Origin of the sequence: Pedobacter sp. ASV28 (assembly GCF_016428855.1) — a bacterium.
GTDB lineage: Bacteria > Bacteroidota > Bacteroidia > Sphingobacteriales > Sphingobacteriaceae > Pedobacter.
The window spans coordinates 15,874-30,076 of record NZ_JAELTN010000040.1; the positions used below are offsets into that span (position 1 = coordinate 15,874).

Consider the following 14,203-nt stretch of genomic DNA (forward strand, 5'->3'; position numbering starts at 1 on the left):
CGCTAAGGCTGCGTTTTCGGTTTAGTGCTTTCTTTTTGCACTATCAATTTTACGGATTTAGCCTGAAATCTATTATTGACAATTTCCCCTGTTACTTCGGCTTTGCTAATGGCATTGCAAAAGCCCTGATCGCCATGGGCATCTCCATAATCATCAATCTTCCTGCCATCTACAAAATAAGGAGTGCCATCAATTCTAATGGCCAGGTCACAGCCTTTTCCGTTCATTTTAAATTGACATTCTCCGCAGGCAATTTCTACGATCTGTTTTTTTATTTTTTTGGATTCGGTACTGGTTTTTGCAGTTTGTGCATGGGCACTTAAACCAAACACAGTTATAAAAAAGACAAATATTAATTTTTTCATGATCTAAACGATTTCAAATGAGGCGTGGAAAATTACAAATTTAGGCTTGAAAAAGCTAGTTTTTACGCGAATTTAACAACTGAAATTTGCATGTGCTAAAGGAAGTTGATTGGTTAAGCTGTTTTTTCCTAAGGCTTTAATTTCCGAGGTAAATAGTGATGCGTATAAAATTGTTTTTTAAAGTCTTTATACTGCTTAACGGCGCCAAGAGCATGCATGATCTTGATGTAATACCAAGCCAGATCAATTTGATGGGGCTTAAACCCACTTCTGGCACTTTTCGGATAGAGGTGATGATTATTATGCCATTCGCCGGCCACAATTCCGGGCCATAGCTGATTGATAGAATTGTCTTTCAGGTTATAGTCTGTTCCTATTTTCTGCTTGTTTTCTCCTTTTCCATGTCCTTCATAATTGAAAGTACGTACACCAATACCCCAAAAACCAGCTGCACCAAACAAGGTACAGGCCAGTGCATGTCCGCCAATTAGGTAAAAGGCCAAATACCAAAAAGACCAATTCAGCACCCACGACAAAATAGCGGTTTTAGGATTAACATAAGAACCCCAATATTGATATTCCAGATAGGTATTTGATTTAACGCCAGTATGTTCCATGAGCTGTTGTACACGGCTAAATTCAGCTTCATTTAGATCTTTAGCTATAGGCTGATGGTTTACGTCGGCCAGAAAACAATATAAGAATCCAGCTTGTGCATTGTAGGGGTCTCCAGGCTTATCGGAAAGTGAATGATGAACGTGGTGGGAAATTACATAGATTTCTTCTGGAATAACACTAATGGTCAGGTTTTGGGTAAAAAACAACCAGTATTTATTGCTAAAAGTATAAGCTCCGTGCGTACAATACCGATGATGCCAGATGGTGCCATGTGTGCCCATAATAATCATACTGTAGACAAAAGCGGCCAATATGGTCCACCATTGCAAAAAGTAGATTAAAAAAATGATAAAAAAAGGGATGAGACATAAAATCTTAATCCAGCTTAATAGCGGGAGCCAATTTCTTTTATCTTTAAATATATTCAGCCTGCTAAAAAATTCATTAAGAATTTGCTTATGTGTGGGTTTAATTAAATCTCCATTTTGATCCTTCCAGCCATAGGCCGGCGGCTGTAAAACTCTTTCGAATAAATGCATTATTTAATAGAATATTGTTTGTGGTTTTTGAATTCAGAAAGAATTTCTTTTGTAAGATAGAATATTTTTTCAAACAAATGGCAAAAAATATGCTTTGTCCCTTGGATATTAGTTTTGAACGTATTTTTTTTAAGCAAAAAAGAGAGATGCAAACCGCATCTCTCTTTTTGGTAGAGAAAGAATAAAGGGTTGAAATTAAAAAAGGTGTTCTTCTTATTTTCAACGACCAGCTTATTCTAGTATCTGTAAGCTTCTGGCTTAAATGGACCTTCCACATTAACGCCAATGTAATCGGCCTGGTGTTGATCTAGTATGTCTAATTCTACACCAATTTTTTCTAAGTGTAAACGAGCAACTTTTTCGTCCAAGTGTTTAGGCAAAACATATACTTTGTTTTCGTATTTGTCTGTGTTGGTCCATAATTCCAACTGCGCTAAAGTTTGGTTGGTGAATGAGTTACTCATGACGAATGAAGGATGGCCAGTTGCACAACCTAGGTTTACCAAACGACCTTCAGCAAGGATGATTACGTCTTTGCCATCAATGGTATATTTATCTACCTGTGGCTTAATTTCAACTTTTGTATGCCCATAGTTGGTGTTTAACCAAGCCATGTCAATTTCATTATCAAAGTGGCCAATGTTACAAACGATCGCCTTGTCTTTTAATGATTTAAAATGCTCGGCACGTACAATGTCACAGTTACCTGTTGTAGTGACTACGATATCGGCTTCTTTAACGGCATTCGCGAATTTTTTCACTTCATAGCCTTCCATTGCAGCCTGTAGGGCACAGATTGGATCGATTTCGGTAACGATTACACGAACACCTTGTGAACTTAACGAGGCCGCAGAGCCTTTACCTACATCTCCATAACCAGCAACAACAGCTACTTTGCCAGCCATCATTACGTCTGTAGCACGGCGAATAGCGTCTACCAACGATTCGCGACAGCCGTATTTGTTGTCGAATTTAGATTTGGTTACCGAATCGTTCACGTTAATGGCAGGTAAGTGCAAAGTGCCATTTTTCATGCGCTCATATAAACGGTGTACACCAGTTGTGGTTTCTTCTGATAAGCCCTTAATGTTTGCGATCAGTTCTGGATATTTGTCAAAAACCATATTGGTTAAATCGCCACCATCATCTAAAATCATATTTAAGGGTTGACGATCTGGGCCAAAATGTAGCGTTTGCTCAATACACCAGTCAAATTCCTGTTCATTTAAGCCCTTCCAAGCATAAACCTGAATTCCTGCCGCAGCAATGGCTGCTGCTGCATGGTCTTGGGTAGAAAAGATGTTGCATGATGACCAGGTTACTTCTGCACCCAGTTCTATTAAAGTTTCAATTAATACGGCAGTTTGAATGGTCATGTGTAAGCAGCCGGCAATACGGGCTCCTTTTAATGGCTTTGATGAACCGAATTCTTTGCGTAAGCTCATTAGACCTGGCATTTCTGCTTCGGCTAATTCAATCTCTTTGCGCCCCCATTCTGCTAGGGAAATGTCCTTAACTTTGTAAGGAATGTAAGTTGTCTCTACTGATGACATAGTGATTTATTTTTAATTGAGCTGCAAATTTACGCTATAACTTTGTGAATTTCAATTTTATAATTTGTGAGTTCATTTTTTTAATGCATAACTATATTTAGCGACCCCTATGAAATTAAGATCATGAAGAAGTAGCTGTTCATTACTGCACTAGCTTTTTGGCGTGATCAGTTACTGTTTGCATACAACTACCTAATAGGGGAGCAGAGCCTTTCTAGTCATCTAGATTTTAGTTGCATAAAGGAAGTGGCGAAATGACAAGTTTTGAACTAATTATTTCTCAAAGTATAATTTAAAACAATATTTTTGATTTGTACAATTTGGTTTTATGGCCAGTTGTGATTGATTTGACACATTTGAAAGGCCACCTGTTTATACTTCATATTAGCTTCCCCTTATTGTTCCTTGCCAAGAACGATGGAATATTGCATTGGTTGGGCCGTCATTTGTTAGCTTGTCCCTTTAAAAAAGCGACAGGTCTAGACTGTCCCGGTTGCGGATTTCAGCGCTCGGTTTTAGCTTTGTTGAATGGGGACTTCATCCATTCTTTAAAGCTCTATCCGGCAACAATTCCTATTTTTGTGTTATTGGCTTTTACCATATTGCATTTGAAATTCGATTTTAAGCATGGTGCTTTTTTCATCAAGCTACTTTACATTAGTACGGCCACAATTGTAATATTTAATTATATTTATAAAGTTTATTATCAACAGTTAATTTAAAAATATGTCTGAAGAATTAGGGACACCACAAGCTCCACAACCAGAAGGAAACAATCCTCCAAATCAACCATTTAACAATCCTGGTCAATTCCCACCAATGGGAGGTGGTTTTGGCTATCAACAGGCATTGCCCAACTCCACCATTGTTCTGGTCTTGGGCATCATATCTATTGTGCTATGTTGTTGTTATGGTATTTTAGGCTTAATTCCTGCTATTATAGCTATGGTATTGAGCAGTAAGGATATTGTGCTGTACAAAGCAAATCCTAATATTTATACGCAAAGCTCCTATAAGAATTTAAATGCGGGAAGAGTTTGTGCCATTATAGGTTTGGTATTGAACATCCTGTCGTTAATTTATTATGCGGTAATTTTATATTTGTTTGGAACAGGCGTACTAGGTGACCCACAAAAAATGCAGGAACTGATTAAAGGCATGCAATAGTGGCATAGGAAGAGTTTATCATGTTAATAATATCATATTATTGTTAACTTTCAGGGCATTGATCAAGTAAATGGACAATGACGTACAAAATGACTATTTTTGTGTCCTTATTTTAAAAAATAGATATGTATCCAGAATATTTAGTAGAACCAATGCGTGCTGAATTGACAAACGTTGGTTTTGAAGAATTGAAGACAGTAGAAGAAGTTGATGCCGCTATTAAGGGCGAAGGAACTGTATTCGTTGTAGTAAATTCTGTGTGCGGTTGTGCTGCTGCCAACGCTCGCCCTGCGGCCAAGCTGGCTGCTTCAAATGCAAAACATCCCGATAAATTGGTTACCGTTTTTGCAGGTATGGAAAAAGATGCAGTAGATAGGGCAAGAGCTTATATGATGCCTTTTCCTCCTTCATCGCCATCTATGGCCTTGTTTAAAGATGGAAAATTAGTGCATATGATTGAACGTCATCAAATTGAGGGGCGTCCGGCGCAGATGATTGCAGATAGCTTGATCGGTGCTTTCGATCAATACTGCTAGAAATAGATAAAGAATTAAGGAACAAGGATTAAAGATGTAATGTCTTTAATCCTTTTTTATTGGATGTTTTTTGATTTAGTAAGATTTTAGCATATGCCTAAATCTTCCAATTGGTAGGGATCAGGGCTAAAAAGCCAGGACTATGTACTTACGAAGTTTTCAAATGGCGTAGCCCTCAACTTTACCATTGAAAAACAACAATATATTAAAGTTAAACTTCAGCTGTCTGATGACTAAATTTGATCATTAAGAATAGTTGGGAGATAGGTAGGTCAGCATCAATTTGCAGACCGCATATTTTCCCCATCCTTAAAATGCAGCCTTCTAAAAACGAAACCTGATAAAATAGTAAGGCCGCCGATCACCAAAAAGGTATAACGAAAGGCATTATGGATTTCGTTATGAATGAGCTTTATGTCGCCCTGAAAAATCTTTAAAACAATAAGTCCAAAGGCAATGCCAAAACCTATGGCCAGTTGCTGGTTAACCGAAACCAAAGAATTGCCACTGCTGGTATGATATTGCCGCAGATCAGCAATGGAGATAGAATTCATGGCGGTAAACTGAATAGAGTTGAAAAAGCCCAATACCGCAATAATGGGCATGTACCAATAAATAGAGGTATGGATAACAGGTATGGCCATGCAGCAGATCAGGATGCCGATCATAAAGGTATTGGCCATTAAAGTGGTCCGGTAGCCAAAGGTGTCGAGAATTTTAATGACGGCCGATTTTCCAAACATCGCCGTTAAGGCCATTGGGGCTACAATCCATCCAGAAGTTACTGCCGATTGTCCATAGGCAATCTGTATCATCATAGGAAGCAACAATGGAACAGAGCTAATGCCCAGTCGTGTAGCGAGATTGCCCAAAATGCCCACCCTAAAGGTTCTTACCTTAAATAAGTTTAACGGAAAGATTGGGTTGCTATTTTTTGTGGCGTGGCGATAGTAAAAATATAGCATTAAAAACCCCAATAACAGTGCGAAAAGTACAGAGGTTAGGTGAACGGTATTGCCAAACATTTCTAGCGAAATAGAAAGTAGCAGGGATGCGGCGGCAAAAATGAGAAAGCCCTTTAAATCGAAATCGAGTAGGGTAGACTTATAATCTGGCATAAACTTTATACTTAATAAAATACCGATAAGCCCGATAGGTATATTGATGAGAAAGATCCAGTGCCAAGATAAATAATCTACCAAATAGCCCCCTACCAGAGGTCCTAACACAGGGCCGATCAAGGCAGGGATAATGGCAAAGTTCATGGCTTTAAGCAATTCGTTTTTAGGGAAGGTTTTAATGAGTGCCAGCTTGCCTACGGGGGTCATCAAGCTTCCTCCTACGCCCTGTATTACCCGAGCTATGACCAGTTGTATCAGATTGTGTGACAGTGAACAGAATAGTGAACCAGCACTAAATAGCACCAATGAAAAAATAAATACTTTTTTAGTGCCAAACTTATCGGCCAAGAAGCCACTAACAGGCATAAACAATGCCAAGGTAAGCACATAGCTGATGATGGCATTTTGCATATTCAAAGGCGATTCATTCAAATCCTTGGCAATAGCGGGTAGTGAGGTGTTCAAAATGGTAGAATCCAACATCTGCATAAAAATAGCTGTAGCTAAAATCATTGGCAGTAGCTTTTTGGTTGATTTTGGTTTCTGTTCTGATGCCATCAAGTTCATATCCAATTTTTTTAATTGCAGCTTGGCTTCTTTTTTGTACAGTGTGAAGAAGGGACTTTTTATATAAGAACAATATAGGATGTGCTTTTGGAAATTACAAGTTTTCGTGTACTGTTATTTGGTATACTGACAGAACATTGTATTGCGTAGTTCTTCATAAATTGGCATCATCTACCGCTTGAGCCGATAGTTATCAGATAGGGATTTTAATGTATCAGGTTACCGCCAACCGAAAAGTTTCCTCTTTGAACAAGTATTTGGCCTGTTGACGGCTATAATATCACTTACGCCAAATTCTTCAAACTTATTTAAAAGGGCTTCGCTCCCTTTTCTGAGCTTTAGCTCCATTTCTTCTGGGTACAACGGGTACAAACAATAAAAATTAATGATTTTCTCCTCTTCTAAATTTAGTTCAAAAAAATCTTGGGGAAGGCTTAGGGCCGGATATAGTACCATACAGCCCAACTTTGTACCCTCAGCAAAAAGTGCTGCATTTTCCCCATTTGGAATGGTATGCCCCCAGCTTATCCAAGTATCATATTCGTGCGGAAACCTGGCAATGGTTTTTAACCATCTTATGGGCCAATAGTTGTTTTCATCTTTGAAAGCTTCGTGCATAAACTGATAGTTGTCTATATCGATGTTCCAATCTAAAGGAAGCAATATGCATATTTCTGCGTACTTATGTGCTTCCAATCCTTTGGGAACGGTCATTGGCCTATCACTCATCCCAGATGTTACCAAGATATGAAAAGGGAATTTTGAACTTGGTTTTACCCAGTGCACATCAATGTGGACGAGATCTGATATGATCTCATGAAAGACAGAATCAATTTGGCCCAGGTGTTTCTCAATATGGTTGGAAACTTGCTCAATAGTTTGGACATCTCTGGTTGATAGTTGGAGATTTTTAGGTTTAAGATTGTGGTAACGGTAAATGGGAATTCCGCTTTCTGATTTTTCTTGTTGGGTCATAAGCTAATTCTAGATGTTTCTATGCGAAGGAGTGAGTTGTTAATTTAGAAAGACAATATAGGAGGAGGTTTTGAAAATTACAAGTTTTCATGCTTTGCAATGGGGTTATTTTAGTGTTTGCTTACAGATTAAGTACGATCCTCAGCTTTGTCCAATAGCCATTGGATCGAGTAGGCAATGACGCTTGGGAAATATAGTTTTTAGTTTAGTATTGAACCGGTCCAATAACTTTTTTAAAACCAGGTTATATGATGTGGGTTAGGCAATTTGTTTATCTTTCTCCCATTTTCTAATCTTGCCCCTGGCATTGGTGTATGGTGAAGCAGTGTTAAATTGTATCATTCTTCCCAAAGTCCATTTTTCATACCAGACCACTTTATATAGTGCTGTGTTCGTCTTTTGATCAACTAGCAATAGAATTTTAGTTACTGTTTTATGTAATTTTTCTAGTAGAGCAGGGTAGTCATCGTTTTTATAATCTTCATAGAACTTTTGGACAAGCTTTCCAAGTTCATTCCACTTATAGCCCGTTTCTGGAAAATCAACCTGTTCGTTATTCTCTTTTTTTTGATTCCATTTTAAAACCAATTCTCCCCAGCCTATAAGATAAGCCATCAGATCATTTATGCTCATTAAGGTTCCCTTGGCATGTCCTTCCAGTTCTTCCATGGTGGTAAATGCATGGGGAATAGCCAATAAATCTTTTTTTAATTTATGATAATTAGTATGTATGGTTTTTTGTAATTCTTCTTTATGGGTTGGAACCGACATTGGTAATTATTAATAGCTGATCCAAATGTTGTTTTAATATTTTGATTTCCGGATCATCATTAGCCGAAAAGCTTTTTATTTAAATCAATAACATCAATGTGAACGAGGGTCCGATATGATTTTATGAAAGATTAAAAATCTTTATTCAATAGTTTTTCCAATTCACCAAAGGACACGTTCATGCGTACACGACCTTGCTTGGCATAGGCAATTTCTCCTGTCTCTTCCGAAATGATCACGGCAACGGCATCGGTAATTTCAGATACACCAATACCTGCCCTATGCCTTAATCCAAATTGTGCCGGTAATTTATCGTTGTCGGTAAGTGGAAGTATGCAGCTTGCACTTTTGATCTTATTTTCTGAGATGACGACCGCACCATCGTGTAATGGGCTATGCTTTTGAAAAATGCTTTCTAGCAAACGTTTCGAAATTTTACCATCTATAAGTTCACAGCTATTGGTGAAAAATTCATCGTCATAGTATTTTACAAAAATAATTAAAGCACCCGTTCTGCTTTTTTTCATGCTCTTGCAGGCATCAATGATGGGTTTTATCCTCAGTAGATTATCCCGTTCCAAGTCTTTGCTGCCAAATAAATAGCCCCACCAGGCTTTATTTTTTTGGAGGAAAGTACTTTTTCCGATATGTAGTAGAAATCTTCTAATTTCGGGTTGAAAGATAATGACCAATGCCAGGATGCCTACGCTTATAAACTTGTGGATGATTGCCGACAATAGGTTCATGTGCAAGCTGGAAACCAGATAGTAGACCAATAGAATAATAAACATTCCCAAGATGAGGTTTACTGCCAAGGTATTACGAATAAGGCTGTATATGTAGTAGATCAGTATAGCTACCAGAATGATATCGATACCATCTATCCAGGTAATTTTTAGAAAATCGAAATCAAGGCTTTTCATTGCTGTACAAGATAGGAATTTATTTTTATTGGCCCTAAAGATGGTTAATTGTTTGAACTGTATAACTGGTTAACTGTTTCGCTACAGGTTGCCATGCATTTCAACGATTTGGACAATTTCAACGATTAAACTTTAGTTAATTGTGATCGTTTAATCGATTAAAGAGTTCTGCACATTGTACTGCCTCTTTTACATCGTGCACCCTCAGGATATGGGCTCCTTTCATTAAGGCTATCGTATTAAGTACCGTGGTACCATTTAGAGCTTCGTCCGTTTTAATATCCAATACTTTGGTAATCATCGATTTTCGAGAGAAACCAACTAGGATAGGCCTTTCTAAAAAATGGAATATTTCCATTTCTCTCAACAGTTGATAGTTGTGATCGATGTTTTTCGCGAAGCCAAAACCTGGATCTATAATAATATCGTTGACACCGAGCAATTGCAGATGCTTAATTTTTTGGGCAAAATAATCAAGTACTTCGGTGGTTACATGGTCATAAGATGGATTGTCCTGCATATTTTGTGGTGTGCCTTTCATGTGCATCATGATGTAGGGAACCTTTAATTTGGCTACTGTTTCGAACATTTGGTTGTCTAAACTGCCAGCAGCAATATCATTGATGATATGTGCACCGGCATGGATGGTTTCTTCGGCTACCTTTGCCCTAAAGGTATCAATGGAAATTAGCACATCTGGGAATTCCCTACTTATGGCCTGTATGCTGGGCATGAGTCTATCGATCTCTTCGTACTCGCTAATGTGGATAGCTCCCGGTCTGGAAGAATAGGCCCCGATATCTATAAATCTGGCTCCTGCATTGATGAAATTTTCGGTAGCTTTTACTGCCTCGTCTACTGTCGTAAGCCTACTCTTAGCGTAAAAGGAATCGGGGGTCAGATTTAAAATAGCCATTACCGATGGATGGCTCAAATCAATGAGTTTCCCTTTGCTGTTTAGTGTTACTTTTCGGTTTAAAAATGTATCTTTAGCCATCATTTTAGAAAAACAAAAATAGCTAATAAATAGGCTAATCACTAAATATTTAATTGTTTTGGCAGTAGATACATCATTAGAATACGATCAGGTTATTGCGGTTTGCAAATCACTTTTTTTAAAGAAAACAAAAGATTACGGTACAGCTTGGCGTATACTGAGGCCTTCATCTATTACCGATCAGATCTTTATCAAAGCCCAACGTGTTCGAACATTGGAAGAGAAAAAAGTATCAAAGGTAGGGGAGGATGTGGTTTCGGAATATATAGGCATTATCAATTATTGTGTAATGGCCATTCTGCAATTGGAACTCTCACCAAACGAGTCCAATGAATTGGACGTGGCCTATGTAGAAGGACTCTATGACCTCAGGGTAAATGAAACCAAAGAATTGATGTTTGCCAAAAACCATGATTATGGCGAGGCTTGGCGTGATATGCGCATTAGCTCTCTAACGGATTTAATCCTGATGAAGATTTTAAGGGTAAAGCAGATTGAAGATAACGATGGACAGACTGTGGCATCGGAAGGCATTAAGGCTAACTATCAGGATATGTTAAATTATTCCGTTTTTGCATTGATTAAATTGGGCATTTCTTAGGGAGGCTTAAAGTTAAAAGACGAGGGTCGAGAGTTAAAAAATGGTACATAACTAATAACTCTAACCTATTGTAATTTTGAATATTAAAACCATAAATCCGACATGAAGAAAGTGTTTTTTCAGTTTGCCAAATGGCTCGTAGGTATTTTGTTTATCTTTTCAGGATTGATCAAGGCTAACGATCCGCTGGGGTTTGGCTACAAATTGCAAGAATACTTCGAAGTATTTCACTTGAGCTTTCTAAATGGATGTGCTACGGGAATTGCCATATTGCTATGTGTTCTCGAAATTGTTTTTGGCGCATTGTTATTGCTGGGAATCTTTAGAAACCTTGTACTGAAAGGGCTGTTGGCTACCATTATCTTTTTTACCTTTTTAACTTTTGTATCTGCCGCATTTAAAGTAGTTACCTCTTGTGGCTGCTTTGGTGATGCCATTCCTTTAACCCCATGGCAGTCGTTTGCCAAAGATGTGGTTTTACTGATTTTAATCATTTATTTATTTCTTCACAGGGAAAGTATAAAACCAATCAGTTACAATCCTAGTATACAGCGAGGGCTGTTTGCTGCAGTTTTTGCCGTTTCGTTGCTATTTGGAATATTTACCTATAATTACCTGCCTATTATAGATTTTCTGCCCTCTAAAGTAGGCTCAAGTATTCCCGAAAGTATGAAAATTCCAGAGGGGGCGGCGGTCGATGAATTTTTGATCATGTATGAGCTGAAGAATAAAAAAACTGGCGAGACCAAAACCATGAGTGATAAGGATTACATGAAACTGGAGATTTGGAAAGATGATAATTGGGAAGTAATAGGTTCACCATCAAAAAAACTAATTAAAAAAGGCTATGAAGTGAAGATCAAGGATTTGATGATCACTGATGCATCGGGTACCGACTATACCAAGGAAATAGTGGAAAATCCCTATTATAATCTGGTGGTGGTTGCCTATAACCTGAATGAAACTAGCGAGAAAGCCATCGCCAATATCAATGCTTTGGCACTAAATGCTACTGAACAATTTAATATCCGTACAGTGCTGTTAACTTCTAATTCTGCGCAAGATGCCGAACATTTCAGTAAAAGAATGAAATTGTTTATGGAGATTTTTTATGCAGATGCAGTGCCTTTGAAAAGTATGGTAAGGGCAAACCCAGGTGTTCTTCTATTAAAAAATGGGGTGATTGTTGCCAAATGGCATTATCATGCTATTCCTTCATTTGATCAGCTTACCGAAAAATACTTTAGCAAATAAATGGGAACCTATGCTATAAAGAAATTATTATACGGTCTTGCGGTAATGGCAGGAGTAGTGCTGGTGGTTTTTGTACTTTTTAATATCCTACCTGGAGATCCCGCAAGAATGACCATGGGACAACGTTCTGATGTACAATCGCTAGAGGCGGTACGCAAGGAATTTGGACTGGATAAATCAAAACCCATACAGTTCTTTTTGTATGTAAATGACCTGTCTCCCCTAAGTATTCATCCTTATACCCCAGAAAATCAGGAGAAATATCATTATATGAAACTTTTTACATTAGGGAATGATGTCATCGTACTTAAAAAGCCTTACCTGCGGCGTTCTTACCAAACCAAGCGGGATGTTACGGCCATACTTTCTGAAACGGTACCGAATACCTTTGTGTTGGCTTTAACGGCCATGATCTTTGCGACCATCATCGGTGTTTTCTTAGGGGTACTTTCTGCAGTTTATAAAGGTACATGGATAGATAAAGCGGCTAATATTTTTGCCATTTTGGGCATATCGGCACCTGCTTTTTTTGCAGGTATCATTATTGCCTGGTTCTTTGGTTTTGTATTGGCAGACTATACAGGGCTCAATATGAGTGGAAGCTTATATAGCTACGATCCGTTCAGGGGAGAAGTAATGACCCTGAAAAACCTATGGTTGCCCATGATTACCTTAGGCCTAAGGCCATTGGCCATTATTGTTCAATTGACGCGAAGTGCCATGCTCGATGTGCTATCGCAAGATTATATCCGTACGGCGAAAGCAAAAGGATTGTCCCGTAGGGCCATTATTTATAAACATGCCCTGAAAAATGCATTAAATCCTGTCATAACGGCTATTTCGGGATGGTTTGCCTCTTTACTGGCTGGTTCATTCTTTGTGGAGTATATATTTGGTTACAATGGCTTAGGGCGTACTACGGTTTATGCTTTAGAAATGTCCGATTTTCCGGTAGTGATGGGCTCTATTTTGTTCATCGCCTTTGTTTTTGTAGTAGTGAACATTTTAGTGGATTTATTATATGCTTGGATTGATCCAAGAGTAAAGTTAGCTTAATTTGATATGAACCTTAACGAGTTTGTCCAGTATACAAAAAAAGCAGATGAAATTATTATCAAAGCATTTGCTGATACTGGTTTTTCTGTGCCTGAAGCCAACATATTGTTTGGGCATATATTGAGTGCACAACATATTTGGGCAAAACGGATATTGAACGAAAAGCCCAACTATGCGGTATGGGAACAGTTAAAGCCTAAAATATTTATAGAAGTTTATCAGACAAACATGCAGCTTTTAGATCATATAATAGACACTAAAACATTTACCGAAGAGGTAAGTTACGGTAATTCGGCCGGGGAAACTTTCCATAATACGGTGGAAGAAATTTTGTTGCATGTTTGTAACCATGGTACTTATCATAGGGGGCAATTAGCCAAAATGTTAAAACAGGCAGGCTACGAAGTGCCTTATACCGATTATATTATACTAAAAAGACAAAATATATTTTAAAACAATAACATATGGTGGGGTGACGTCGAAAACGTCATGCTGAACTTGGTTCAGCATCTGAAAAAAATTTATTAAAAATGAAGATTTTCCTAGTAGGATTTATGGGCTGCGGTAAAAGTACCAAAGCAAAGCAATTGGCCAATTTATTGGAATGCCCTGTAATTGATATTGATTCGGTTATTGTGGAGGAGCAGGGAATGAGTATTGCTGATTACTTTGCCGCTCATGGAGAGTCCGCTTTTCGCCGGTTAGAGAGTGAAATGTTAAAGTCTTTCCATTATCCAGAAACTTGTGTAGTGGCTACAGGTGGTGGTTTACCCTGCTATTTTGATAATATGGATTGGATGAATGCACATGGCATTACCGTTTACTTGGAAATGACCGCCCCCCAATTGGTTTCACGTTTACATAACAGAGAAAAACGACCCCTGTTAAAGGGAATGGACGATGAACAGTTGTTGACTTTTATTGTCGATAAATTAGAAGAAAGAAATCAGTATTACCGAAAAGCCAAGCTCTCTATCAATTCTTTTGACCTAGATGCAAAGATGTTGTTGGATGGAATTAGGAGAAAGGAAGAAGGATAAAAGAGCAAGGAGCAAAGATAGCTTACGCATGCCATGGCGTTTCGCAGCCTTGTTTGACATATACCAGAACAGGTTTGTCTCAAAGAAGACCACTTACCAATTATATATGCAGAGGGTTAA

Annotated in this window: 16 protein-coding genes; 8 read left to right on the forward strand and 8 right to left on the reverse strand. The window is 38.2% G+C overall.

Going from position 1 to position 14,203, the window contains the following annotated elements:
• Window positions 1–2: 2 nt before the first annotated feature.
• The 3 genes from JHD79_RS14910 to ahcY all read right to left on the reverse strand — a co-directional run bounded on the left by JHD79_RS14910 (window position 3) and on the right by ahcY (window position 3,075).
• Complete coding sequence (locus JHD79_RS14910; protein ID WP_199120097.1) at window positions 3–365, reverse strand: DUF6370 family protein; 363 nt, start codon at window positions 363–365, stop codon at window positions 3–5.
• A 128-nt stretch (window positions 366–493) separates the two neighbouring features.
• A complete protein-coding gene (locus JHD79_RS14915; RefSeq protein WP_199120098.1) occupies window positions 494–1,522 on the reverse strand; it encodes a fatty acid desaturase in 1,029 nt (342 codons plus the stop codon).
• Window positions 1,523–1,758: 236 nt separating this feature from the next.
• Complete coding sequence (ahcY, locus tag JHD79_RS14920) at window positions 1,759–3,075, reverse strand: adenosylhomocysteinase (protein WP_199120099.1); 1,317 nt, start codon at window positions 3,073–3,075, stop codon at window positions 1,759–1,761.
• A gap of 338 nt (window positions 3,076–3,413) precedes the next feature.
• Between ahcY and JHD79_RS14925 the strand changes: the two genes are divergently transcribed.
• The 3 genes from JHD79_RS14925 (at window position 3,414) to JHD79_RS14935 (ending at window position 4,778) form a co-directional block, all read left to right on the forward strand.
• The gene (locus tag JHD79_RS14925; RefSeq protein ID WP_370583339.1) at window positions 3,414–3,797 is read left to right on the forward strand and encodes a DUF2752 domain-containing protein; all 384 of its coding nucleotides are present in this window, start codon (window positions 3,414–3,416) and stop codon (window positions 3,795–3,797) included.
• A gap of 4 nt (window positions 3,798–3,801) precedes the next feature.
• Entirely contained in the window at window positions 3,802–4,242 is a 441-nt protein-coding gene (locus JHD79_RS14930) for a CCC motif membrane protein (RefSeq protein WP_199120100.1), read from the forward strand.
• 125 nt (window positions 4,243–4,367) lie between these two features.
• Window positions 4,368–4,778 carry a BrxA/BrxB family bacilliredoxin gene (locus JHD79_RS14935; RefSeq protein WP_199120101.1) on the forward strand — a complete coding sequence of 137 codons (411 nt, stop codon included), beginning with the start codon at window positions 4,368–4,370 and terminating at the stop codon, window positions 4,776–4,778.
• Between the two features lie 278 nt (window positions 4,779–5,056).
• Here the strand turns inward: JHD79_RS14935 and JHD79_RS14940 are convergent, their stop codons facing one another.
• The 5 genes from JHD79_RS14940 to folP form a co-directional block, all read right to left on the reverse strand.
• A complete protein-coding gene (locus JHD79_RS14940) occupies window positions 5,057–6,466 on the reverse strand; it encodes an MFS transporter (protein WP_233164723.1) in 1,410 nt (469 codons plus the stop codon).
• Window positions 6,467–6,685: 219 nt separating this feature from the next.
• Window positions 6,686–7,441 carry a suppressor of fused domain protein gene (locus tag JHD79_RS14945; protein WP_199120102.1) on the reverse strand — a complete coding sequence of 252 codons (756 nt, stop codon included), beginning with the start codon at window positions 7,439–7,441 and terminating at the stop codon, window positions 6,686–6,688.
• A 258-nt stretch (window positions 7,442–7,699) separates the two neighbouring features.
• Window positions 7,700–8,212: a ClbS/DfsB family four-helix bundle protein gene (locus JHD79_RS14950; protein WP_199120103.1), complete on the reverse strand. Its 513-nt coding sequence runs from the start codon at window positions 8,210–8,212 to the stop codon at window positions 7,700–7,702.
• Between the two features lie 131 nt (window positions 8,213–8,343).
• Window positions 8,344–9,135 (reverse strand): diadenylate cyclase CdaA, encoded by a 792-nt coding sequence (cdaA, locus tag JHD79_RS14955; protein ID WP_199120104.1) that lies wholly within the window; start codon window positions 9,133–9,135, stop codon window positions 8,344–8,346.
• A 136-nt stretch (window positions 9,136–9,271) separates the two neighbouring features.
• The gene (folP, locus tag JHD79_RS14960) at window positions 9,272–10,135 is read right to left on the reverse strand and encodes a dihydropteroate synthase (RefSeq protein ID WP_370583340.1); all 864 of its coding nucleotides are present in this window, start codon (window positions 10,133–10,135) and stop codon (window positions 9,272–9,274) included.
• A gap of 55 nt (window positions 10,136–10,190) precedes the next feature.
• Here folP and JHD79_RS14965 point away from each other — a divergent pair, with 55 nt between their 5' ends.
• From JHD79_RS14965 to JHD79_RS14985, 5 genes are all read left to right on the forward strand, one after another.
• Window positions 10,191–10,733: a DUF1599 domain-containing protein gene (locus tag JHD79_RS14965; RefSeq protein ID WP_199120105.1), complete on the forward strand. Its 543-nt coding sequence runs from the start codon at window positions 10,191–10,193 to the stop codon at window positions 10,731–10,733.
• Window positions 10,734–10,835: 102 nt separating this feature from the next.
• Complete coding sequence (locus JHD79_RS14970) at window positions 10,836–11,987, forward strand: BT_3928 family protein (protein ID WP_199120106.1); 1,152 nt, start codon at window positions 10,836–10,838, stop codon at window positions 11,985–11,987.
• Window positions 11,988–13,043 carry an ABC transporter permease gene (locus JHD79_RS14975; RefSeq protein WP_199120107.1) on the forward strand — a complete coding sequence of 352 codons (1,056 nt, stop codon included), beginning with the start codon at window positions 11,988–11,990 and terminating at the stop codon, window positions 13,041–13,043. It begins immediately after the preceding gene.
• 6 nt (window positions 13,044–13,049) lie between these two features.
• Window positions 13,050–13,496 carry a DinB family protein gene (locus JHD79_RS14980; RefSeq protein ID WP_199120108.1) on the forward strand — a complete coding sequence of 149 codons (447 nt, stop codon included), beginning with the start codon at window positions 13,050–13,052 and terminating at the stop codon, window positions 13,494–13,496.
• A 77-nt stretch (window positions 13,497–13,573) separates the two neighbouring features.
• On the forward strand, window positions 13,574–14,083 hold the full coding sequence (locus JHD79_RS14985) for a shikimate kinase (protein WP_199120109.1): 510 nt from the start codon (window positions 13,574–13,576) through the stop codon (window positions 14,081–14,083).
• Window positions 14,084–14,203 lie beyond the last annotated feature (120 nt).

Coding starts and splice junctions, on each gene's coding strand:
- JHD79_RS14910 (WP_199120097.1), bottom strand. CDS start 365: ATGAAAAAATTAATATTTGTCTTTTTTATAACTGTGTTTGGTTTAAGT.
- JHD79_RS14915 (WP_199120098.1), bottom strand. CDS start 1,522: ATGCATTTATTCGAAAGAGTTTTACAGCCGCCGGCCTATGGCTGGAAG.
- ahcY (WP_199120099.1), bottom strand. CDS start 3,075: ATGTCATCAGTAGAGACAACTTACATTCCTTACAAAGTTAAGGACATT.
- JHD79_RS14930 (WP_199120100.1), top strand. CDS start 3,802: ATGTCTGAAGAATTAGGGACACCACAAGCTCCACAACCAGAAGGAAAC.
- JHD79_RS14935 (WP_199120101.1), top strand. CDS start 4,368: ATGTATCCAGAATATTTAGTAGAACCAATGCGTGCTGAATTGACAAAC.
- JHD79_RS14940 (WP_233164723.1), bottom strand. CDS start 6,466: ATGAACTTGATGGCATCAGAACAGAAACCAAAATCAACCAAAAAGCTA.
- JHD79_RS14945 (WP_199120102.1), bottom strand. CDS start 7,441: ATGACCCAACAAGAAAAATCAGAAAGCGGAATTCCCATTTACCGTTAC.
- JHD79_RS14950 (WP_199120103.1), bottom strand. CDS start 8,212: ATGTCGGTTCCAACCCATAAAGAAGAATTACAAAAAACCATACATACT.
- cdaA (WP_199120104.1), bottom strand. CDS start 9,135: ATGAAAAGCCTTGATTTCGATTTTCTAAAAATTACCTGGATAGATGGT.
- folP (WP_370583340.1), bottom strand. CDS start 10,135: ATGATGGCTAAAGATACATTTTTAAACCGAAAAGTAACACTAAACAGC.
- JHD79_RS14970 (WP_199120106.1), top strand. CDS start 10,836: ATGAAGAAAGTGTTTTTTCAGTTTGCCAAATGGCTCGTAGGTATTTTG.
- JHD79_RS14975 (WP_199120107.1), top strand. CDS start 11,988: ATGGGAACCTATGCTATAAAGAAATTATTATACGGTCTTGCGGTAATG.
- JHD79_RS14980 (WP_199120108.1), top strand. CDS start 13,050: ATGAACCTTAACGAGTTTGTCCAGTATACAAAAAAAGCAGATGAAATT.
- JHD79_RS14985 (WP_199120109.1), top strand. CDS start 13,574: ATGAAGATTTTCCTAGTAGGATTTATGGGCTGCGGTAAAAGTACCAAA.